Source organism: Mucilaginibacter sp. McL0603, from assembly GCF_049992945.1.
In the GTDB taxonomy this organism is placed as follows: Bacteria; Bacteroidota; Bacteroidia; order Sphingobacteriales; family Sphingobacteriaceae; genus Mucilaginibacter.
In genome coordinates this window covers 5,565,660-5,588,135 of record NZ_CP188251.1, presented here as the reverse complement: position 1 = coordinate 5,588,135, position 22,476 = coordinate 5,565,660, and the positions used below count along the sequence as shown (strand labels likewise).

At 41.7% G+C, this 22,476-nt stretch carries 16 protein-coding genes and 1 riboswitch; of the genes, 8 read left to right on the top strand and 8 right to left on the bottom strand.

Going from position 1 to position 22,476, the window contains the following annotated elements; genetic code table 11:
- The first annotated feature begins 328 nt into the window (after positions 1-328).
- From ACPPVU_RS25580 to ACPPVU_RS25565, 4 genes are all read left to right on the top strand, one after another.
- Positions 329-1,558: a right-handed parallel beta-helix repeat-containing protein gene (locus tag ACPPVU_RS25580; protein ID WP_426669574.1), complete on the top strand. Its 1,230-nt coding sequence runs from the start codon at positions 329-331 to the stop codon at positions 1,556-1,558.
- A 287-nt stretch (positions 1,559-1,845) separates the two neighbouring features.
- Positions 1,846-2,559 (top strand): DUF6515 family protein, encoded by a 714-nt coding sequence (locus tag ACPPVU_RS25575; protein WP_426669573.1) that lies wholly within the window; start codon positions 1,846-1,848, stop codon positions 2,557-2,559.
- 173 nt (positions 2,560-2,732) lie between these two features.
- Entirely contained in the window at positions 2,733-3,812 is a 1,080-nt protein-coding gene (locus ACPPVU_RS25570; protein WP_426669572.1) for a DUF6515 family protein, read from the top strand.
- A 233-nt stretch (positions 3,813-4,045) separates the two neighbouring features.
- Positions 4,046-4,726, top strand: a complete 681-nt coding sequence (locus tag ACPPVU_RS25565; RefSeq protein WP_426669571.1) for an OmpA family protein — start codon at positions 4,046-4,048, stop codon at positions 4,724-4,726.
- A gap of 341 nt (positions 4,727-5,067) precedes the next feature.
- On the opposite strand, the gene ACPPVU_RS25560 is transcribed toward ACPPVU_RS25565, so the two are convergent.
- Positions 5,068-5,565 carry an anti-sigma factor family protein gene (locus ACPPVU_RS25560; protein WP_426669570.1) on the bottom strand — a complete coding sequence of 166 codons (498 nt, stop codon included), beginning with the start codon at positions 5,563-5,565 and terminating at the stop codon, positions 5,068-5,070.
- The gene (locus ACPPVU_RS25555) at positions 5,562-6,143 is read right to left on the bottom strand and encodes an RNA polymerase sigma factor (RefSeq protein WP_426669569.1); all 582 of its coding nucleotides are present in this window, start codon (positions 6,141-6,143) and stop codon (positions 5,562-5,564) included. Before ACPPVU_RS25555 ends, ACPPVU_RS25560 begins: the two co-directional genes overlap by 4 nt.
- Positions 6,144-6,450: 307 nt before the next feature.
- Here ACPPVU_RS25555 and ACPPVU_RS25550 point away from each other — a divergent pair, with 307 nt between their 5' ends.
- Complete coding sequence (locus tag ACPPVU_RS25550) at positions 6,451-6,831, top strand: DUF6249 domain-containing protein (RefSeq protein ID WP_426669568.1); 381 nt, start codon at positions 6,451-6,453, stop codon at positions 6,829-6,831.
- A gap of 113 nt (positions 6,832-6,944) precedes the next feature.
- On the opposite strand, the gene ACPPVU_RS25545 is transcribed toward ACPPVU_RS25550, so the two are convergent.
- Together ACPPVU_RS25545 and ACPPVU_RS25540 are read right to left on the bottom strand one after the other, a co-directional pair.
- On the bottom strand, positions 6,945-7,454 hold the full coding sequence (locus tag ACPPVU_RS25545; RefSeq protein ID WP_426669567.1) for a DinB family protein: 510 nt from the start codon (positions 7,452-7,454) through the stop codon (positions 6,945-6,947).
- Positions 7,432-8,658, bottom strand: coding sequence for a sensor histidine kinase (locus ACPPVU_RS25540; protein WP_426669566.1), 1,227 nt, complete (start codon positions 8,656-8,658; stop codon positions 7,432-7,434). Before ACPPVU_RS25540 ends, ACPPVU_RS25545 begins: the two co-directional genes overlap by 23 nt.
- A 284-nt stretch (positions 8,659-8,942) precedes the next feature.
- Between ACPPVU_RS25540 and gltX the strand changes: the two genes are divergently transcribed.
- Positions 8,943-10,466 (top strand): glutamate--tRNA ligase, encoded by a 1,524-nt coding sequence (gene gltX / locus ACPPVU_RS25535; RefSeq protein WP_426669565.1) that lies wholly within the window; start codon positions 8,943-8,945, stop codon positions 10,464-10,466.
- Positions 10,467-10,500: 34 nt separating this feature from the next.
- Here the strand turns inward: gltX and metF are convergent, their stop codons facing one another.
- Positions 10,501-11,454, bottom strand: coding sequence for a methylenetetrahydrofolate reductase [NAD(P)H] (gene metF, locus ACPPVU_RS25530; protein ID WP_426669564.1), 954 nt, complete (start codon positions 11,452-11,454; stop codon positions 10,501-10,503).
- A gap of 114 nt (positions 11,455-11,568) precedes the next feature.
- Positions 11,569-15,288 carry a methionine synthase gene (gene metH / locus ACPPVU_RS25525; protein ID WP_426669563.1) on the bottom strand — a complete coding sequence of 1,240 codons (3,720 nt, stop codon included), beginning with the start codon at positions 15,286-15,288 and terminating at the stop codon, positions 11,569-11,571.
- Between the two features lie 191 nt (positions 15,289-15,479).
- A riboswitch (SAM riboswitch) is annotated at positions 15,480-15,590 on the bottom strand.
- Positions 15,591-16,351: 761 nt separating this feature from the next.
- On the opposite strand from metH, the gene ACPPVU_RS25520 reads away from it, so the two are divergent.
- A complete protein-coding gene (locus ACPPVU_RS25520; protein ID WP_426669562.1) occupies positions 16,352-18,610 on the top strand; it encodes a Tex family protein in 2,259 nt (752 codons plus the stop codon).
- A gap of 134 nt (positions 18,611-18,744) precedes the next feature.
- On the opposite strand, the gene ACPPVU_RS25515 is transcribed toward ACPPVU_RS25520, so the two are convergent.
- Positions 18,745-19,221 carry an Lrp/AsnC ligand binding domain-containing protein gene (locus tag ACPPVU_RS25515; RefSeq protein WP_426669561.1) on the bottom strand — a complete coding sequence of 159 codons (477 nt, stop codon included), beginning with the start codon at positions 19,219-19,221 and terminating at the stop codon, positions 18,745-18,747.
- 733 nt (positions 19,222-19,954) lie between these two features.
- Between ACPPVU_RS25515 and ACPPVU_RS25510 the strand changes: the two genes are divergently transcribed.
- Entirely contained in the window at positions 19,955-20,236 is a 282-nt protein-coding gene (locus tag ACPPVU_RS25510; protein ID WP_426669560.1) for a hypothetical protein, read from the top strand.
- A gap of 145 nt (positions 20,237-20,381) precedes the next feature.
- Here ACPPVU_RS25510 and ACPPVU_RS25505 read toward each other — a convergent pair whose 3' ends face one another.
- Positions 20,382-22,343 (bottom strand): glycoside hydrolase family 97 protein, encoded by a 1,962-nt coding sequence (locus ACPPVU_RS25505; RefSeq protein ID WP_426669559.1) that lies wholly within the window; start codon positions 22,341-22,343, stop codon positions 20,382-20,384.
- Between the last annotated feature and the right edge of the window lie 133 nt (positions 22,344-22,476).

The following is a 22,476-nucleotide window of genomic DNA, read 5'->3' as shown; positions in this document are numbered from 1 at the left end:
GGTATACTGAATCAGCTGCCTGATGGCTGCCGTAAAGTGAACCTGAACGGTAAAAAATATTATGTATCGCCTGATGGTATTTATATGAAGACTTTACAGATCAGCATAATTTTAAAGGTTACCGCATTGTCAGCATACCGGCAGATGGCGAGCAGTAAAACTGATAAATAATTAACTATTTTTTATTCTTCCACCACCGATAGTTTTTGCCCAAAATGCAACACTGAGAGGGCGAACTACGTATAAGCAAACCGCGGGCCTATCCCCGTGCTACTATTAAACTTGGGTGTACGCAGCAATTATTAATAGTAATTAACAAATTATAAATATGAAAACCAAGCAAATTTCTTTTTGGCTAGCCGCTGTCGCTTTAGTGGCTTCCATGTCTTCCTGTTCAAAAAAGGGAGGCACAACGAGTATAAAACCGGTGATCCAGCCTTCACATCCAATTGCTGCGGGCAACATCAGTGGTTCTATAAAAGGAACACTATTAACCGGCTCCACTTATACCGTAACCGCTGACATAAATGTCAACAAAGGCGATACGTTATTAGCCCAGCCAGGTGCTATTATCATTGTAAAAAATAATTCACAGTTCAAAATACAGGGGGTATTTCAGTCTTTGGGTACACAAGCAAGTCCGGTAAGTTTCAATTCTGACTCGAATAACCCTGGTACCTGGGGTGGTTTTGCTTGCGACAGTGCACAAGAGGTAACAATTAAATGGACCAAAATATTAAATACAGGCGGCGCCGACAATACAGGTAGCGCAAGAAAAACACTTGTCGTTGACAGACCTATAACCGTAGATATTGAAGATAGCTGGGTTGAAAACGGTCGGAATGACGGTTTGGCTTTGTTTGGCGGCGCGAAAATAACCATTTTAAGAAATACTATTCAATCGGGGGGCAGTAATGATGGCGAGGCGATTGATATTAAAACTGGTTCTACAGGTAAAGTAGCTTATAATGTAATATTTAGTCAGGCTGGTACAGGTATAAAATTAGAAACAGACGCGGTGCTTACCGCAGACTTAACAAATGTTGACGTCTATAATAATACCATTGTAGCATGTGGATGGAGAAGAGGTGCTGCCGCACCAGGCAGTGGAGTTTCACTCGGGCTGAGTGCAAAAGGCAATGTTTATAACAATATCATAGTCAACTGCTACCATGGTCTGGAAATATTTCAGAGTGACGGCGCTAACAACGTTAATTACGGTTCTAATTTATTCTATTCAACAGCTGACTTTTTTGTTGATAACACACCTTTAACTATGACTCCTCCGGGCACAGCAATAACAGTTAGTTTAAGAGAAGATTATTATCCAGCCGGAGCCCTTGGTGTTGTTCAATCTACCGATATCATTTCAACAGGTACTTCAACAGGTGACCCGATGTTTAAAAGCTTTGATGGTTCATTTTTGAATCCAAATGGCGCTCCTAATAGCAATGATTTTCATTTACAGGCAGGTTCACCAGCTATAGGACATGGAAACACTGCATATAATGCCGACATGGGCGCTTACACATCTGATGGAAAAGGAAATTTACACTAAACATTTTCAGTAACTGAACTGAAAAAGTAGGATTAAAAGGCCCCGGAAGTATTTCCGGGGCTTTTTAGTTATCCGAATGTCCTGAAATCGTAAAAAATCGATACAACCATCATAATTGTATTTTATTGGAATAATTTTAAACGTATTAATGCAGTAATCAACTCGAAATCTCTCTTTAAAATAGGAGAGATTAGAATAGCATTAGAATTGATCGTTGCGTTAAACTTTGTAGCGGATTTCGATCTAAATTATACTTTAAAATAGAAAATTAAGTTTTTATAAAAATTATGAAAAGGTTATATAAATATGCCTCCGGATTTGCGCTGGCCGGATTGCTTTCAATCGCATTTGTTTCTACTGCTAACGCTCAGCGTGGGTTTCACGGCGGTGGCGGAGTACGTATCGGTGGTGGTTTCGGTCATGGTATCGGCTTCCATAGTGGTATCGGCATTGGGTTTCATGGCGGATATGGCTTTGGCTATTATGGTTATCCCAGCTTAGGATATCGTATCGGATTTTTGCCTTATGGTTTCTTCCCGTTTTATTATGGCTCCGATCTGTATTATTATTATGGAGGTGTTTTTTACAGGCCTTATGATGGCGGCGGATACGAAGTAACTGTTCCTCCCGTTGGTGCTGTTGTGCCAGCATTGCCAAAAGGTGCTTCATCTATTGTGATCGATGGTCAGCAATACTACGAGTTTAATGGGGTGTATTACCAGGCAAATGTTGATGACAAAGGCAAAACCAACTATGTGATAGCAGGTAAAGATGGTGTGCTGAATACAAATGGCGAAGCATCTGATAATAATAACCCACCGGCTCCGCAAGTTGGCGATATCCTGAATCAACTGCCAGATGGCTGTCGGAAAGTAAATCTGAACGGTAAAAAATATTATGTATCGCCTGACGGTATCTACTATGAAGACTTTACAGATCAGCATAACTTTAAAGGTTACCGTATCGTAAGCATTCCGGCAGATGACGAAAAACAAAACTGATAAAGATTATTAAGATGAATAAAAAAAGGCCCGGTATATCGGGCCTTTCGTCGTTAATGGCCTGTTTTTTACTTATGATCTGGCTTTAAATAGAAAATCGACTTGAGTTAAATAAACCTTTGGCAATGACTTTAGTCGAATAACAAAAGACATTTAGATAAAGAACTTTGATTATGAAAAAGTGGTTTAAATACATATCGGCAATAGCATTCACAGGGATGCTGACTGTTGCATTAATTACAAGTGCTGATGCACAGCATCGTGGTGGCGGTGGACACGGCGGTGGTGGTGGTTCTCATGGCGGCGGTGGGTTTCACGGTGGGGGTTCCCATGGTGGTGGCGGTGGAAGTTTCCACGGTGGTGGGGGTCACGGCGGAAGTAGTTTTCATAGCGGCGGCAATAGTTTTCATGGGAATGCAGGCGTGCATAATGGAGGTGCTTTTCATGGGGCAGTAGGTGGACGAGGCGCCTATGCTTATCGTGGCTCTGTAAGAGGCGGCGTAGTTGCGCATGGTGCCTATGGTTACCGCGGTGCCTACGGTAATCGCGGAGGTTATTATCGTGGCGGACGGTACTATGGCGGTTATCATGGTGGTTACTATCGCGGTGGCAGATATTATGGATATCACGGTTACGGATCCGGGTTCAGGTTTGGCTTTGGATGGGGATATCCGCACATAGGATTTTATTTAGGTGTACTGCCTTATGGATACTATCCATTTTATTATAACTCATTGCAGTACTATTATTACAGCGGTGCTTTTTATAGGCCGTACAATGGCGGGTATGAAGTAGTTGTTCCGCCGATTGGTGCAGCAGTTCCTTCCCTTCCTTCGGGTGCACAAGCGATCATGATTGATGGTGCAGAGTATTATGAATTGAACGGTGTTTATTACCAGGCAAGTGTTGACGGCAATGGACGGACTGTATATATCGTAGTTGGTAAAGATGGAGTGTTGAATACAGGTAGTGGAGGCAATGTTAATGATCAGCCTATGTCAGACAATGACGATCCGATCATGGATAATAATGTACCTAATAATAATCAAACCACAACTACAACAGCTACCGCACCTGAATTAAAAATAAAAGTAGGCGATGTGGTAGACCAATTACCCGCTGATTGCCGTAAAGTTACTTTGAACAACAAGAAATTCTATGTTTCGCCGGATAATGTTTTTTATGAAGAGTATCAGGATGCTAATGGTACCGGATATCGTGTTGCAAGTATACCCGGAGCGACTGATAATTGATTGTCAAATACTTCTGAAAAGAAAGGCCCCTGTTTATAGGGGCTTTTTTGTTGTCTTTGTCCCGTCCTTTAAAGAGGCCGGTAATTATTTAATCGCGATGAAAATTATCTTTAAAATTAAAAAAATTACCACCATGTAATCTAAAATCTAGCTATAAGAAAAATATGCGGTAGTTATTTTAAAACCCTCCTATGGCATCGGCTTTGCCCACTACTATGTATATAAATGTGAGAATGAGGAATTTGAGAATTAAAATATTTCTTTATAGTTTGATAGTTGCTTCATCAAGTGGCTTAAGTATAGGTTGCCATACATTCGACAAAACTCAGCAAGGCGCTTCAATCGGTGCCGGAACCGGGGGCATTGTTGGCGCTTTTATTGGTAAAACGGCAGGAAATACAGCCATGGGAGCCATTATTGGTGGAGCGGTTGGCGGTACAGCCGGAGCTTTTATAGGCCGTAATATGGATATGCAGGCGGCAGAGATACAACAAACTGTCCCCGGTGCCACGGTTATCCGCGAGGGTGAGGGCATTATAGTAAAATTTGATTCGGGCATATTGTTCGATGCGGGTAAAGCGGATATTAAACAGGATGCTGAAACCAACCTGAAAAACTTAGCTTCATCACTACAAAAAAATGCTGAAACTAATATATTGATCATCGGGCATACCGATAATGCCGGAACGCAGCAAGATAATATAGATCTGTCAGTACACAGGGCTTCTTCTGTAAAAAATTACCTGTTAAATGATGGCATTGAAGGCTCACGAATGAGAATTGATGGGAAAGCAGCAACTGAACCTATAGCTGATAATAGTACCGAAGCTGGTCGCGCGCAAAACCGCCGGGTTGAGATTGTTATTGTGGCTAATAATAAAATGAAAAAGCAAGCTCAGGAGTCGGGTGGATAAGATCAGCAATAACGAACATCGAATACAGAATTTTAAATGTCGAAGTGATAAAAGTATACTTAATATTCGAAGTCAAAGTTCATTGTTCTATATTAAAATAGAGGCAAAATAAAAGCCCCCTCACTCTTGCAGTTTGGGGGCTTTCAACCTAAACCTTATCACAATTAAACCGGCAAGATTGCCAGTTCAATTATTATAACGCAATTACTATACCATAATTGTAAGTTAATTTCATTTTTATTGTATGCACGTTAATTGACTAATTGAGAATGCCGGGCATCAAAAGAGGTGTGTTATTTTCTTTACAGAGTGTTCCATTTGCCATACACTTTCAATCTAAATTATACGTGTTTTGACATACCGCGTTTACGTAAATAAGCATCAAATAGAAACAGCCCCAATACCACATCAAAAAACAGGAATCCTTCTAATACCGGTTTATTCAAATAATTTTTTATGTCAGGAAGTTTCAGACTATCAGGCAGATGTCCTGAAATATTGACAGGCGTTAGGTGCAGTGTTGACAGTGCATAAATCACTAGTAAGAGAATGCTTACAATAAAAAACCCTGAGATGCCTTTAATAATACGCTTGTCTATCCCTGCTTTAAGGGGTTGTTGTGCGTGCTCTGCACGTATGGCTTCCATAACATTATAAGTGAAGGCCATTGGCGGTTCATCCAGCTCCATTTTTGAGAACTCCTGGTTAAGGGCCAGCAGCTCTTCGTATTTGCGCCGGTAAACTTCGTCCTGCGCAATTAATATATTAATGGCTTTCTTTTCCTCCTCAGAGCAAGTGCCATCAATATAGTTCCAAAGTTTTTCCTCCATCGTATTCATATCAGTTCTTTCACCTCGTGCTTTAAATTGCGCTCCAGCTTCTCTTTCAAACGTTGGCGCGCCCTGAATAGTTTTACTTTAACTGTGTTTGGCTCGATACCCAATGTATTACCTATCTCCTCCAGCGATTGTTCGCCCATATAAAACAAGGTGATGATCGCCGCATCATCAGGCAGTAATTGTGTTATCGCCTGGTTCAGGTAATATGACCTCGATTTATTTTCAACTGAATTACTGTCAAAACCAGATGAATGGTTCTCCAATTGAATATAAGTGTTCTCATCATCTATCGAGTCGGTGTCAACCCTTTTCTTCCGCAAAAAAGTCATCGCTGTTGTATAAACAATACTATACAACCAGGTGCTGAATTTGGATTGCCGTTGAAAGTTTGACAATGAGCGGTAAGCTTTAATAAAACAATCCTGTGCTATTTCCTCGGCATCCTCACGGTTTTTACTAAAACGCATGGCAAGCGTAAAAACAAAACGCTGGTGCCGTCTTATAAGGTCGGCGTAAGCTGCCTGGTTCCCGGCCAGGCTTTGTTCTATCAATTCTATATCTGAAAGCTTGCTTTGCATTATATACAACCTCTGACTACTTCTTCACTGCTAAGGTTACAGCCTTATGTAAATATAGTTAATTCTTCAGTAGCAGTTGTGAGTTGCAGTAGCAGTCATAAATTGGTACATTATCTTAATTAAACCCTGTATACATATTTATATAACTCTTTACTGCCACTCGCTACTGCCACTGCAACTTACAAAAGTCTGCAAACTTTTTTCAGAAAGAGTGTAACCTCCTCTAAAACCATGTCGTCATAGCTTTCAAATACACCGGAATGGTGGTTTGAGAACAAAAAATCATAACTTAAAAAAAATTAATATCATGAATAATTTAGATACCCCCGAATTCGGGATGATGACCGGAATACTTATTTGCCTTGGCTTCTTTGCAATGGTTTTTGGAATAGTTTACCTATACAAAAGAGAAAGAATGGCGATGATAGAGCGGGGAATGGATCCCCGAAGGTACAAACCACGTTCAGCACCATATCCGATTTTGAAATGGGCATTGCTACTTATGGGAGCGGGTGTAGGACTGTTGCTTGCTAATATACTCAGTCGTACACTTCTAAAAACCGCAGATTACGATGACGACAATGTAGCTATATACTTCGCCCTTATAGCCATATTCGGAGGATTAGGTTTATTTGCTTCTTACCGCATAGAAAAGAAAGAAATTTCTGATAACCCTGAGCAGGAATAATTTCTTAGAGCGAGGATTCAGAATCAAGAGTCAGGAAAGGTTCGGCTATGCCGGGCCTTTTTATTTTTATAATATTTCGATCTTGAATCCTGGCTCTTAAATCTTGATTCTGATTAAGAGTACTTCTCCTTGATCAAATTTAAATGATGCAGCTCGTGCCCGGCTGTCATATATATCAGTCCCCTGACACTTGTCGGCGCTTTGCTTGCGATCCCGCCGCGTAATAATTGTTCATCGCTGAAAGAACGATAAAGAAATAGATTCGATTCGCGCGTAGCTTTATATTCATCAGCCAGGCTTTTTATGGTGCGGCTGTTAAAATCAGTATTGTTTACATAGATATCCTGATCAAAACCTGGCAACTCGATATTATTCCTTGAAAAACAGAGTGCACGGTATGCGAATGTCCGCTCGGTATCGATCATATGACCAAGCATTTGTTTTAAGGTCCACTTGCCTTCCGCATAAGCATATAGGGCTTTTTCTTCGCTCATATTGCTGAACAGGTTATAAACGATATCCTTAGATTGTTCGAGCAGTTCAAGTACTTCCGGGCCCGGAACTAGGCTAATATAGTGCGCTGCAAATGGAGGATATTCATTAGGTTGTGGTGTGTGTATCATTGGTCAAGCTTTTTAGTACGATGCGAAATGTGGTTCCCTTGCCTATTTCAGAATCTTTTACAAATATCTGTCCATCGTGGTAATTCTCTACCATACGTTTAGTTAACGACAGGCCCAATCCCCAGCCTCGTTTCCGGGTAGTATATCCGGGCCTGAAAACGGTATCAAAATGTGAACGGTGTATCCCTTTTCCGGTATCAGTCACGTCAATATAAACCTGTTTTTTTGTTTTACTGCCGGATATTTCCACCTTTATATTTCCCGTATTCTCAATGGCGTTAACGGCGTTTTTAAGCAGATTTTCCAACACCCAATCAAAAAGTGGTATGTTTAAACCAGCCCTCAAGTAGGTATTACCTTCGATCTCGAAATTGATTTTATTGCTAACCCTTATCTTAAAATAATCAACAAAATCTTTTACCACGTCATAAACCGAATGATCTTCCAATACCGGTTTCGAGCCGATCTTTGAAAAACGGTCGGCCACGATCTCGAGGCGTTTGATGTCGTTTTCCATCTCGGCGATCAGTGGATCATCCTCGGCATTAAATTTCTCCTTCATCAGTTCGACCCAAGCCATTAAGGAGGAAATGGGTGTACCGAGTTGATGCGCGGTTTCTTTAGCAAGCCCCACCCAAACCTGGTTTTGCTCGGATTTGCGCGAGGTATTGAACGCTGTATAGGCGACCAGCAGGAAGATAGCAATAACCGACAATTGTATGTACGGGAATACTTTTAACTGGGTAAGGACAAACGAATCATGATAATAAACATACCAGTTTGCACCGAATACTTTTAGGCGGATAGGTTCATGTTGCAACTTCATCGATTCCAGTTCGTTTTCGAAATAAGCCGGATCATACTTTTTTTGTGATGCGCCTTTTATCCCTGGCAATTGAGGAACTTTGATGTATGTTTTGGTGGTGTCAAGTCCCCTGGTAGTAATAAAATCGCCTTTATCATCTACAATAATGGCGGGCACGCTTAAGCTATCGCGAACCGTAGAAACATATTGCAAAAAATCATTGTCATCAGCCGCTGTTATCTGTTTAATACTGAGCGCCCATATTTCTGCACGGGTATGTTCAGATTGCTTGATGCTTCTGACCAGGTACCGGGTATAAAATAATGAACCACTGGTTATCACCACGGCAAATGCGAGCAGCGAATATTTCCAGCGTTTTCTTTGTTGGTACGGGTTCATGTTTTAGTCGGGAAGTCCGGAGGTCCGAAAGCCGGGTAAGACGACTGGATACGGAACGCGGAAATCCTGACCAAATTACATAAAATTGTTAATTAATCGGAGAGTCCGAAAGTCCGGATAAGTCGGAATGTCCGCAAGAGAGCTATATAGTCGAATAGTTGATCGCACCTAAATTTACTTACCGCTGTTAATAGGCTAAAAAGCAAGATAAAAGCCATATTCTACTTTCTGACTTTCCGACTTATGCGGACTTCCCGACTAAAAAAATCTATCTTTGCCACATAATGTCAGATAAAAAAGTAAGGGTAAGATTTGCGCCAAGTCCAACAGGCGGCCTCCACTTAGGTGGCGTGCGCACCGTATTGTTCAATTATCTTTTCGCCAAAAAACATGGTGGCGATTTTGTTTTACGTATAGAGGATACTGACCAGAGCCGTTATGTAAAAGGCGCTGAAGAATATATATTGGAGTGCCTGGAGTGGTGTGGTTTGAAACCTGATGAAAGTCCGGTTACAGGTGGCAAATATGCGCCTTACCGCCAGAGCGAACGTAAAGCAATTTATCGTGAATACGCAGAGCGCCTGGTAATGCAGGGCCATGCTTATTATGCTTTTGATACCCCTGAAGAACTTGACCACAACCGTAAAGAGATACCAAATTTTCAATATGGCCATGCTTACCGCGATACATTACGTAACTCATTAACACTTAAACAACAGCAAGTAGACCAACTGCTGGCGGCTGGCGAACCGCACGTGATCCGCATAAAAATGCCTGAAAATGAGAATATCCATTTTGAGGATATGATACGCGGACATGTGAGTTTTGACACCAGCCAGAGTGATGATAAAGTGTTGCTGAAGGCTGACGGTATGCCTACTTATCACCTGGCAGTAGTGGTTGACGATTACCTGATGAAGATAACCCACGCCTTCCGTGGGGAAGAATGGCTGCCATCTGCGCCTGTACATTTGCTGCTGTGGGAATATTTAGGCTGGAAGGCCGATATGCCGCAATGGGCGCATTTGCCATTGATATTAAAACCTGACGGACACGGCAAACTAAGCAAGCGCGATGGTGCAAGACTGGGTTTCCCGGTATATGCTATGAGCTGGCTTGATGAAAAGACTGGTGAATTGACACCCGGTTTCCGGGAGCTTGGATTTTTGCCCGAGGCTTTTTTAAACCTGCTGGTAATGCTGGGCTGGAATGATGGTACCGACAACGAAATATTTACACTTGACGAATTGATTGAAAAGTTCTCTATTGAAAGGGTAAATAAAGCGGGGGCAAAATTCGATTTCGAAAAAGCTAAGTGGTTCAATTCGGAATGGATAAAGAGGTCGGATGCCAAAAGTCTGAAGTCGGATGTTATAAAAGTTTTGACTGATAAAGGAGTCGTAGTTAAAGATGAGAAACTATTGCTAACTGTTATCGACCTTGTGAAGGAACGCTGTACCCTGCTTCCTGACTTTTATCACCAGTCATCTTACTTTTTTGAGCAACCAAAAGAATACGACCTTGCTTCTGTTAAGCCTAAATGGACCGATGCTAAAACGGAATTCTTCAACGCTTTTATCAGCATGTTGGGCAATACCGAAGCATCTTTTGAACCGGCAGATTTAGAACAATCTTTCAAATCATTGGCTGAAGAAAAAGGCATCAAGGCAGGAGAACTGATGCTGCCGTTCCGCATTATGCTGGTTGGGGGCAAATTTGGTCCGCATGTGTTTGATATTGCTGTATTGCTTGGCAAAAAGGAAACCATTGGTAGAATAGAAAAAGCCCTGGAAGCATTTAATAATTAATGCTTCCAAGGCGTTAGTATCAAATTATATATTCTTAAAATATCGCTTCCGCAATTTTTCTTGTAGGGCCAGGATTACTCATAGTGTAAAAGTGTAATACAGGTGCGCCAAATTCGATCAGTTCTTTACATTGATTGATCATCCATTCAACACCCACATCTTTTACATCTTTTTCTGATTTGCAGTTATGTACTGCTTCACTCAAATCCTCTGGTATATCGATATGGAATATTTTAGGCAGATTGATCAGTTGCTTAGACGAGGTAATAGGCTTTAGTCCCGGTATGATAGGGACATTGATGCCATTTTCACGGCATGCTTTTACAAACTCGCGATATTTATTGTTATCAAAAAACATTTGGGTCACGATAAAATGTGCGCCCATATCTACTTTTTGCTTCAGGTATTTAAAGTCCGTTTTTAGATTAGGTGCCTCAAAATGTTTTTCGGGATAACCGGCTACACCAATACAGAAATCGGCATTTACCACTTCATGATCTTCATATAAATATTTCCCGGTGTTCATGTTCACTACCTGTTGTAACAGATCGGTAGCATAAGAATGTCCGCCGGGAGTAGGTATAAAACCGGCATCAGCCATGCGGGCATCACCGCGCAATACCAAAACATTATCGATACCTAAAAATTGAAGATCGATCAATGCGTTTTCTGTCTCTTCCTTTGTAAAACCACCACAGATCAGGTGAGGTACAGCATCAACCTTATACTTGTTCATGATAGCCGCACAAATAGCAACCGTACCAGGGCGCTTACGATAGGACACTTTTTCTAACAAGCCACTGTCGTGCAGTTTATAAATAAAATCCTCCCGATGATAAGTAACATCAATAAACGGAGGCTTAAACTCCATTAGGGGATCAATAGCATTATAAATGCTTTGTATGCTGTTGCCCTTAATTGGCGGTAATAATTCGAATGAAAAAAGTGTTTTGCCTTTGGCGTTTTGTATATGTTCGATTATTTTCATGCCCCCTGGCCCCCTAAAGGGGGAGTTAGTTTTATTTAATTATTTTATCAATAGTTTGTGTCAAATATAGCATAAATGCTCCCGTTTGTTCCCCCCCTTTAGGGGGTCGGGGGGCTAATAGTTCAGATTCGGTCCCATCCAGCGTTCAACAGTTTCTACTGACATGTTCTTACGCTTCGCATAATCTTCTATCTGATCTTTGCTGATCTTGCCCAAGCCAAAATAGCGTGACTGCGGGTGCGCAAAGTAGAACCCGCTCACAGAAGCCGCTGGTGTCATGGCCAAGCTTTCTGTCAGGTGCATATGTGCATTGTCTTCAGCTTTTAATAACTCAAAGAGGGTGGTCTTCTCAGTATGATCCGGACAAGCGGGATACCCTGGTGCTGGACGGATGCCCTGATACTGTTCCTTAATAAGGTCTTCCGCTCCTAATTGTTCTTCTTTGGCATATCCCCAGTACTCGCGACGAACTAATTCGTGCATTTTCTCTGCGAATGCCTCAGCTAATCGATCGGCTAGTGCTTTTGCCATAATGCTGTTGTAATCATCATGATCCTTTTCAAATTCTGCAACCAGCTCATCACAGCCAATGCCTGCAGTTACCGCAAAGCCGCCCCAATAATCAGGTACGCCGCTTTCTTTTGGTGCTATAAAATCAGATAAGGCATAATAAGGTTCACCTTTTACTTTTTCTGATTGCTGGCGCAGGGTATGTATTCTGGTCAGCAATTGTGTACGGGTTTCGTCAGTATACAATTCAATATCATCTCCCACACTATTAGCCGGCCAAAAACCGATCACACCATTTGCCTGGAGCAGTTTTTCTTTTACTATCTTATTTAACAGTGCCTGTGCGTCATCATAAAGCTTTTTAGCTTCGATACCCACATATTTATCATCAAATATTTTGGGATAACTACCACGCAATTCCCAGGTATGGAAAAATGGTGTCCAATCAATATACGGCACTAACTCTTCCAACGGAAACCCCTCAAAAACCTTAGTTCCAGTAAAGGTTGGTTTTGGTGGGATAGAACCGTTCAGGTTGATTTGCAGTCTTAAATTTCTTGCTTCATCAATGCTCACAAAGCGTTTGTCCGAACGTTTGTTCAGGTGCGCTTCGCGTGCTTTTTCGTATTCAGCTTTTGTGTTATTTATAAAATCGTCGCGCAGTTCCTTGTTCATCAGGTTGCTGCAAACGCCGACACTTCTTGAGGCATCCAGTACGTGAATAACGCCATGCTGATAATTTGGCGCAACCTTTACAGCAGCATGTATGCGCGAGGTGGTAGCACCGCCGATAATGAGCGGAATGGTAAAACCTTCGCGGTCCATCTCTTTGGCAAAGTGAACCATCTCATCTAATGAGGGAGTGATCAATCCACTTAAACCGATAATGTCAACTTGTTGTTTCCGGGCTTCATCAATAATGCGCTGCGCCGGAACCATTACGCCCAAATCGATCACCTCGAAATTATTGCAGGCTAATACAACGCCAACTATATTTTTACCTATATCGTGCACATCGCCCTTTACAGTGGCCATTAAAACCTTGCCGGCATTGGCCCGTGCAGCGGTTGTATCTTCGCCGGAGTCAATTACCCTTTGTTTTTCAAGTTCAATAAAGGGAAGCAAGTAAGCTACCGCCTTTTTCATTACGCGGGCAGACTTCACTACTTGCGGCAGAAACATCTTTCCTGCTCCAAACAGATCACCAACCACATTCATTCCATCCATCAGCGGCCCTTCGATCACTTCTAAAGGTTTGGCGAATTTCAAGCGAGCTTCTTCAACGTCATCATCCAGGTATTCGATAATACCTTTAACCAGTGCATGAGATAGGCGTTCTTCCACCGACCCTTTGCGCCATTCTTCATCACGTACGATCTCTTTGCCTTTTGATTTGATGGTATCAGCAAACTCAACCAGTCGCTCAGTAGAATCCGGGCGACGATTTAATAAGACATCTTCAACTCTCTCAAGGAGGTCCTTTGGTATCTGTTCGTAAACCTCCAGCATCCCGGCATTTACTATACCCATATCCAATCCGGCTTTGATGGCATGATACAGAAATGCAGAGTGCATCGCTTCGCGTACCACATTGTTCCCCCTAAAGGAGAACGAGATATTACTTACCCCTCCACTAACCTTTGCATGTGGCAGGTTTTGTTTTATCCAGCGGGTAGCTTCAATAAAGTCGACCGCATAGTTATTATGTTCTTCTAATCCTGTAGCTACCGTTAAAATATTCGGGTCGAAAATGATGTCCTGTGGCGGGAAGCCTACTTCGTTTACCAAAATATCATAACTGCGTTGGCAGATCTCTATACGGCGGGCAAGCGAATCAGCTTGTCCCTGCTCGTCAAATGCCATCACCACTACGGCAGCGCCATAGCTTAATATTTTGCGGGCCTGATCTTTGAATTTATCCTCACCCTCTTTTAAGGAAATTGAATTGACAATGCCTTTGCCCTGTAAACATTTAAGCCCGGCTTCGATCACTGTCCACTTAGACGAATCGACCATGATAGGCAGTTTGGCTATATCCGGTTCGGATGCGATCAGGTTTAAAAACTTCACCATTGCTGCTTCCGAGTCGATCATGCCCTCGTCCATATTCACGTCGATCACCTGAGCACCACCCTCTACCTGTTGACGGGCAACTACTAAAGCGCCTTCGTAATCCTCGCCCAAAATCAGTTTGGAAAATTTAGGTGATCCGGTGATATTGGTACGTTCGCCTATATTGGCAAAGTTGGTTTCGGGTGTTATGTTGACAGATTCCAACCCGCTTAAACGCAAGTAAGATTCTACTTCAGGTAGTTTACGCGGAGTTGCTTTTGCTGCTTTTTCGGCAATGCAACGGATATGATCGGGTGTGGTACCACAGCACCCGCCTACAATATTTGCCATCCCGAAATCAAGGAAATCCTCGATCAAATGTGCAGTTTCATGCGGCATCTCATCGTAACCCCCAAATTCGTTCGGCAAACCTGCATTGGGATAAGCGGAAGTATATACATTGGCTTTTTCAGAAAGTTCCTGCAAGTGCGGTCGCATTTCTTTTGCACCCAAGGCACAGTTCAATCCAACAGACAATAAGCCTGCATGGCGAACAGAGTTCCAGAATGCCTCAACTGTTTGCCCCGAAAGTGTACGCCCCGAAGCATCGGTGATAGTACCGGAAATCATGATGTTAGATGTGCTCCTGTAAAAATTGCGATCTTTGCCGGCATTACGGCATTCATTTTCATAACGTTTGATAGCGAAAATGGCCGCTTTGGCATTCAGTGTATCGAATATGGTTTCGATCAGTAACAGGTCTGAACCGCCGTCCACTAAACCACGCACCTGCTCATAATAAGCCTCCGCCAGATCGTCAAAAGTAACCGCACGGTAACCCGGATCATTTACATCCGGCGACATGGAAGCCGTACGGTTGGTGGGTCCGACAGCACCGGCAACAAAACGTGGACGATCAGGAAATTTCTTATTATGTTCATCAACCACCTCACGGGCAATACGAGCACCTTCGTAGCTTAATTCATAAGCCAGGTCCTCCATATGATAATCCGCCAGTGATATGCATTGTGTGCTGAAGGTATTAGTTTCGATGATATCAGCACCGGCATCAATATATTCCTGATGTATGGCTTTGATCACATCGGGACGGGTAATATTCAGCAGGTCGTTATTCCCTTTCAGGTCTGATTGGTGATCACGAAACCTTTCCCCACGAAAATCCTCCTCGGTGAGCTGATACCGCTGTATCATGGTACCCATCGCGCCGTCAATTACCAGTATGCGTTTCTCTAATTCTTTTCTAATATCCATTATTAATAGATTTGAGATGTGAGATATGAGACGTGAGACAGAAAATCAGCTCATCAATTCATATATCATCTTAGACCTGAGAATTAAATGGAGACATAAGAAGCAATACAATTGCATCTCATATCTAACATCTCAAATCTCATATCTAAATCAAAAGCTTATTTCGAAAAGTCGGTTATAAAATTGACTTTCGCTTATCTTTCCTATCCATTTTTGAGGCGGATAAGTAGAACGTAGCACCTTGTAAGCACAGGTTGCTAAGACATCGCAGGGTCTAATCCCTCCGTCTTTCTCTATAAGCCTCGCAAATTTGCATAATAAAGTTGTAAGTTCAAAATGCAGGGTGAATTGGTGTGTAGGGGGAGTGTCATTTTGGGAGAGATATTACGCCCTTTGAGACACTTGTATATGGCTTTAGTCTGTAAAGCCATATACAAGTATTTAGAGCTGCGCAATACGTTAAATAAAAAGCAACAAATTCGTAAGTATTGAATATATATATATGGCCACGTGATAGCAACACTGTTGGCAATATACACAGAAGTGGACTTAAGATGGATAAAATAGTTTTTATCCGACGTATTTTAAAGTCGCCGATGAGTGACGCTGACAGCAAATAAGTTATACCACAGCTTGGTATTGACAATATTAATTCGCCTAATAACAACAACGGGCCAACCCACCACGGCTCAGTAAAATCATTCCAGTCATTTTTTTCTTTATAAAAGAAAATGCTAATAACTGTTATATAAATAGGCCATAATAATGCTGTGGTTATCCAGACTCTTAAACTATATTTTAATGCTTGTTTCATTTAGAAGGTTTAGTATATGCTAATATACAACAGTTATATAGTAACACAAATAATAAGAATTGTCCAAATTAACGTGTCAATTTTGATATAACGGCATCAGTTAACCAAGAGAAATTTTTTAACTATTGATATGTTGCACACCGTTACAGGGTTACGCCCATTACCTGCAACACTTTGAAAAAATACTTTTAAACACCATTTCCTATTCTGCCTAAAGAGTGTCAACTTCGCAATTCCGATTTGTGATATATGAGTGTTCATTACAGAAAAATTGCTTTAGAATTAAACATTGCCGAAAAACAGGTAAGTACTACGGCTGCTTTGCTGGATGAGGGTGCCACCGTGCCCTTTATATCCCGTTACCGTAAAGAAATGACAGGCAGCCTTGACGAAGTGCAGGTAGCCGCCATACGCGACCGTGTACAGCAATTGCGTGAGTTGGATAAACGCCGCGAAGCCATTCTGAAATCGCTCACTGAAATGGGCAAATTAACTTCTGAATTAGAGAAGCAGATCAATGAGGCGGAAACGATGGTGTTGCTGGAAGATATTTATCTGCCTTACCGACCTAAGCGTAAAACCAGGGCTACTACAGCACGCGAAAAAGGTTTACAACCGTTGGCCGATTTGGTATTGGAACAAGGCAGGATTGACTTGGAATTAGAAGCTGCTAAATATATCGATGAGGAAAAAGGCGTAAACTCACTCGAAGAAGCGCTGGCAGGAGCAAGGGATATTATAGCCGAGCATATCAGTGAAAATGCCGAAGTACGTACCAAAATGCGTGCTTTGTTTTTGGAAAAGGGCACTTTTCAATCTAAAGTTATTGCTGGGAAAGAAGAGGCGGGGATTAAATACAAGGATTATTTCGACTGGACAGAGCCTTTAAAATCGGCGCCGTCACACCGCATATTAGCTCTGCGCCGTGGTGAAAAGGAAGAAATGCTTTGGCTGGATATCCAACCGCCAGAAGATGAGTCGGTTTATTTATTAGAGCAGCTTTTTATAAACGGCAATAATGAATCGTCGCAACAGGTAAAACTGGCGATAGCTGATGGCTACAAACGCCTGCTAAAACCATCGATGGAAACAGAAGTCCGCCTGTTCACCAAAAAACAAGCTGATGAAGAGGCAATAAGGGTGTTTGCAGAAAATGCGCGCCAGCTACTAATGGCTGCTCCGCTTGGTCAAAAGCGCACAATGGCTATCGACCCGGGTTTCCGTACCGGGTGTAAAGTTGTTTGTTTGGATGAACAGGGTAAATTATTAGAATACACAGCAATCTTTCCTCATACCGGGGCAGGCAGTGCAAAGGATGCTGAGAAAACGACCAGGCACTTAATTGAAAAATACAATATAGAAGCCATTGCAATCGGCAACGGAACAGCCGGCCGCGAAACCGAGCTTTTTGTACGCAACCTGGATGTACCAAATATCAATATTGTGATGGTGAATGAGAGCGGCGCATCGATCTATTCGGCATCTGATGTTGCACGTGAGGAATTTCCGGATAAAGATGTAACAGTGAGGGGGGCAGTATCAATCGGTCGCAGGTTGATGGACCCATTGGCAGAACTGGTAAAGATCGATCCAAAATCAATAGGGGTAGGGCAGTACCAGCATGACGTAGATCAGAATAAATTACAGCTATCATTGGATGATACGGTGATCAGTTGTGTGAACGCGGTTGGGGTTGAATTGAACACGGCATCTAAACAAATATTGGCTTATGTATCGGGCCTTGGTCCACAATTGGCGCAGAATATTGTGGACTACCGTAATGAAAACGGTGCTTTTAAACGCCGCGATCAGTTAAAAAAAGTAGCAAGGCTTGGCGATAAGGCTTTTGAACAGGCAGCTGGATTTTTGCGCATCCACGATGCAGAAAACCCATTGGATACTAGTGCCGTACACCCTGAAAGATACAGTTTGGTGGAGCAAATGGCGAAAGATCTCAATTGCTCGATAAAAGAACTGATGGGCAATACGCAACTGCGAAAAAGCATTCCATTGCAGAAATATGCTACTGAAACGGTTGGCTTGCCTACGCTGAATGATATTATGGCCGAACTGGCTAAACCGGGTCGCGATCCGCGTGAACAGTTTGAAGCATTCAGCTTTACAGATGGGGTAAATGCTATCGGTGATTTGAAGATAGGAATGAAACTGCCCGGCATAGTCACCAATATCACCAATTTTGGTGCATTTGTGGATATCGGTGTTCACCAGGATGGCTTGGTACATTTAAGCCAGATCACAAACCGATTTATTAAAGACCCTAACGAAGTGCTTAAAGTACATCAAAAGGTAGAGGTGACCGTAACAGAAGTGGACGTAAATCGAAAAAGAATCTCCTTATCCATGAAGGCTAATGAACCAAGGGAGCAACCAAAACCGAGGGAACAACCAAAATATCAGGCTAAACCGTTTACAGAGAGAAAAGCTCAAGATCAACCGGAAACGGATATGGCCATTAAGCTGGCAGCTTTAAAAGGAAAATTTAAATAAAGAATCAAAAGTGATAACAGTTTAAGATTGTCATGCTGAATGAAATGAAGCATCTTCTTCGACTTGCATCTTCGCCCTGTATTTTGAAGAAGATCCTTCGCAATGCTCAGGATGACAATTCTTTTATGTAAATTTTATTCCAAAGTGATCTGCCTCCTGATGCTTTCTTCTAATGAGATAAAGGTCTCAGTACGTTGAATTCCCTTTACGCCCTGGATGTTCTCATTCAGTACTTCGCGCAGGTGGTTAGTGTCATGACATACTATCTTGGCGAAGATGCTGTAACTACCGGTAGTGTAGTGTAACTCAACTATTTCCTTAACAGTTTTTAGTTGCTTAACAGCCTCATGATACTGTGATCCCTTTTCCAGATAAATGCCCAGGAATGCTGTAATATCGTAACCGAGCTTCTGTGGATCTACCTCCAGACTGGCTCCTTTTATTACACCCATTTCCTCTAATTTTTTCATCCGAACATGGATGGTTCCGCCGGAAACGATCAACTCTTTGGCGATTTCAGTGTACGGAGTTGTCGCATTTTTCATTAAAATCGACAAAATCTGTATGTCGAGATTATCAATTTCTAAATTTTGAGCTTTTCTGTGGGACATAAATTTTCAATTCGCTATTTAAATACAAGTTTAATTAAAATAAAATTAAAAATAAAAATATTTTATTGAAATATTTGCAAGAAATTGATACTCCTGTTAAATTTGTAATAAGCAATTGGATAAAGCTTACTGTTCTTTAAATAAAAAACAATGTTGGGTGGTGAAATTTTTGGCAGACACACCTCCTTGTCCCGGTGGCGGAGAATTTGGGAAACCCCTTTGGGGCTAACTACTCCTTGAAGGTTCGACCCCTTCCCCAACAGCTAGTTTAAGTTACGAGTAGTGAGTTTTGAGTAATGAGCGATCTTACTCATTACTGATAACTCAAAACTGAAGACTAATATACTGTAGGATGGTGAAATTTTTGGCAGACACACCTCCTTGTCGCGGTGGCGAAGGTTTTGGGAAACTCTTAGCAATAAGAATAACCACTTCGTGAAGGTTCGACCCCTTCTCCTACAGCCCTTCTCATAATTTAGGTTTATAATTGGTTAGTAAAGACCCCTGCCCATCAGGGGCTTTACTGTTTTTATAGGTTTCGTGTTTCTAAAAATCGCTTAAAATATCGAATAATGAATTTTGAACACCGAATTTCGAAATGCTGTTTACTCCATTATTCGAAATTCTATATTCGGTGTTCGATATTAACTGCTCAGGTTTTTTTTAAATGCAAACTGTGTTCTGCAAACTGCAAACTGATTATAAATGCTACCTTTATAGAAATTAGCTACGTATGATCCTCTTTTCAAGAAGAAATTTATTTTACAGCGATTACAAATGGAGTACCTATGTGCCGAATGATCCGCGTACAAATGGTAAGCCTGACGAAACGCTTTTTTCGAGAGAAGAAGGAAATGAGGTAGTTTATCTCATCAACAGATTGATGGCCCTTTGGGATTATCGTTTTGCCAATACAGGTAATAAAATGGAAAAGCTGATCCACGATAAAATGCCTGTTGAAGTTGCTACACAAGAAGCTGTACAAACCTGGCTTAAAGCAAATCTGAAGTTTTAAGAATTTATAATATCGAATAATGAATATCGAACGCCGAACCTGCCTGCCGGTAGGCGGGTATCGAAGTGGTTTTTTATTACTTCATCATTCGATATCCAAAATTCGGTGTTCGATATTTTTAAATTGGCCGATCACAAGTCACCCATCACAATTTCTCAAACCTCGCCGCCCAGCCACCGCCGGATGCCATTTTTATGTCCAGGTGATCTTTTGAGGTTACGGTTATTACTTTGCGTGTATAATCAGTTCCGTCACGGTCAGCATTTACGCCGTCTTCAAACAGGATCGCTTTATATTTTCCATCACCCAAAAAGGACAGATCGACTTTTATCTGGCGATTATCCCAATTGGTCATTGCTCCTGCAAACCAGGTGTTGCCTTTGCGCCGCGCTATGCTTACATATTCTCCAACTTTTCCGTCTAAAGCAACAGTTTCATCAAATACTGTGGGTACAGCAGCAATGAAATCAGTGCTTTCCTGCTCTTCCCTGTAAGTAGTCGGGTTATCAGAAAGCATTTGTAACGGTGCCTCAAAAATAGTGTACATCGCCAATTGGTGACTGCGTGTTCCCTGGCTCATCGGGTTGCTGTTTACAGGGCGAAAAGCTGCTTTTGAGGCATTGCGCATAGCGCCTGGTGTATAATCCATTGGTCCTGCCATCATGCGGATGAATGGGATACTTACATCATATCCGGGTTGATTATCTACTCCCCACTTCATGTTTTCCAGACCTTTTACACCTTCGCAATTGATCACATTAGGGAAGGTACGCTGCATACCGCTTGGTTTGTACATGCCGTGATAATCAACCAACAGATGATTATTATCTGCTTTTTGTGCCAGGTCGTATAATGAACTTACAGCCTTTTGATCATCACGGTCAATAAAATCTATTTTAAAACCCTCAACACCCATTTTCGAAAATTTTGCAAAAAGTTCGTCCGGATCACGGGTGATCGCATACCAGGTAGACCAAAGTATCACCCCTACGTTTTTCTGTTTACCATAATTAACGATTTCCTGAACATCCAGTTTAAATTTATTCAGATCATGATCGTCCGACCAGCCTTCGTCAATAATAATATACTCCAGTTTATTTGCTGCCGCGAAATCAATGTAATATTTGTAGGTAGGCACATTAATACCCGCTTTAAAATCAACATGACTGATATTCCAATCGTTCCACCAATCCCAGGCCACCTTACCGGGTTTTATCCAGGATATATCTTTCACCCTTGACGGCTCGGCCAGTCTTTGCATCATATCATTATTGGCAAGCTGTTTATCTTCGGTGCTGATCACCACAACACGCCATGGAAAACTGCGCATGCCCTTGGTTTTCGCAATATAATTTGCTCTTTTGCTTACCACGTAATTAATGCCTTTTGAAGCTTCTTCAGTAGGGTATGGTGCGAACACACCTTTTAGCCCATTATCCTGTGAGCCGGTTACATACATTCCTGGGTAATCCTGCAGATCAGCTTCAAGTATTGCTGCTTTTTTACCGTTGCCGAGATCCACCAACACAGGCATAAATGCTAAAGTGTCTTTTTTTATAGCTGAAAGGTTGATATTATCGTAATGTGATTCAAATGAAGTATTGAATTTATCGTGATTGCGGTAGTCATTTACAAATGGAAGAAAAGCCTTATCGTCATCCTTAAAATTAAAATTGGCCTCTTCATTTTTAACAGTGATATTCCCTTTCCTGACAGTTACAAAGCGATAAGCAATACCATCATTATATGCCCTGAACGCCAGACCATAATCTCCTTTAAATGTTAATACAAGTTGGTTATAATTATCCTTTACTTCAGCTTTTTTATAGATCGGCGTTTTAATTGCCTGGTTTACCGCTACGGTTTTTGCCGATTTTACCACAACATTTTTACCCAAAACATCTCCTTTATCCAAAGACATAGATATAATTGAGGGTAGTATCACATCCGTTTCCTCATGCTTCACGGACCAGCTTACAGTTTTACCTGTGGTAACAGTGATGTCGATCTTTCCATCGGGTGATTTTACCTGGTAAGTTTTCACGGATTGCGCAAAAGTGGCGATAGAAAGCACAGAGAATAACAAAACAAGGCTGCTAAGTTTCATCGGTATGGTAGATTTTAAATAAGAAAACGGTTTATACTTAGCCGAAACTAAATAAAAACCGTATCAATGACAATTTTATTTTTATAGTCCGTAAGTCAGTAAGTCCGCACAAGTCCGAAAGTTTAAAATATCT

Coding starts and splice junctions, on each gene's coding strand:
- ACPPVU_RS25580 (WP_426669574.1), top strand. CDS start 329: ATGAAAACCAAGCAAATTTCTTTTTGGCTAGCCGCTGTCGCTTTAGTG.
- ACPPVU_RS25575 (WP_426669573.1), top strand. CDS start 1,846: ATGAAAAGGTTATATAAATATGCCTCCGGATTTGCGCTGGCCGGATTG.
- ACPPVU_RS25570 (WP_426669572.1), top strand. CDS start 2,733: ATGAAAAAGTGGTTTAAATACATATCGGCAATAGCATTCACAGGGATG.
- ACPPVU_RS25565 (WP_426669571.1), top strand. CDS start 4,046: ATGAGGAATTTGAGAATTAAAATATTTCTTTATAGTTTGATAGTTGCT.
- ACPPVU_RS25560 (WP_426669570.1), bottom strand. CDS start 5,565: ATGAATACGATGGAGGAAAAACTTTGGAACTATATTGATGGCACTTGC.
- ACPPVU_RS25555 (WP_426669569.1), bottom strand. CDS start 6,143: ATGCAAAGCAAGCTTTCAGATATAGAATTGATAGAACAAAGCCTGGCC.
- ACPPVU_RS25550 (WP_426669568.1), top strand. CDS start 6,451: ATGAATAATTTAGATACCCCCGAATTCGGGATGATGACCGGAATACTT.
- ACPPVU_RS25545 (WP_426669567.1), bottom strand. CDS start 7,454: ATGATACACACACCACAACCTAATGAATATCCTCCATTTGCAGCGCAC.
- ACPPVU_RS25540 (WP_426669566.1), bottom strand. CDS start 8,658: ATGAACCCGTACCAACAAAGAAAACGCTGGAAATATTCGCTGCTCGCA.
- gltX (WP_426669565.1), top strand. CDS start 8,943: ATGTCAGATAAAAAAGTAAGGGTAAGATTTGCGCCAAGTCCAACAGGC.
- metF (WP_426669564.1), bottom strand. CDS start 11,454: ATGAAAATAATCGAACATATACAAAACGCCAAAGGCAAAACACTTTTT.
- metH (WP_426669563.1), bottom strand. CDS start 15,288: ATGGATATTAGAAAAGAATTAGAGAAACGCATACTGGTAATTGACGGC.
- ACPPVU_RS25520 (WP_426669562.1), top strand. CDS start 16,352: ATGAGTGTTCATTACAGAAAAATTGCTTTAGAATTAAACATTGCCGAA.
- ACPPVU_RS25515 (WP_426669561.1), bottom strand. CDS start 19,221: ATGTCCCACAGAAAAGCTCAAAATTTAGAAATTGATAATCTCGACATA.
- ACPPVU_RS25510 (WP_426669560.1), top strand. CDS start 19,955: ATGATCCTCTTTTCAAGAAGAAATTTATTTTACAGCGATTACAAATGG.
- ACPPVU_RS25505 (WP_426669559.1), bottom strand. CDS start 22,343: ATGAAACTTAGCAGCCTTGTTTTGTTATTCTCTGTGCTTTCTATCGCC.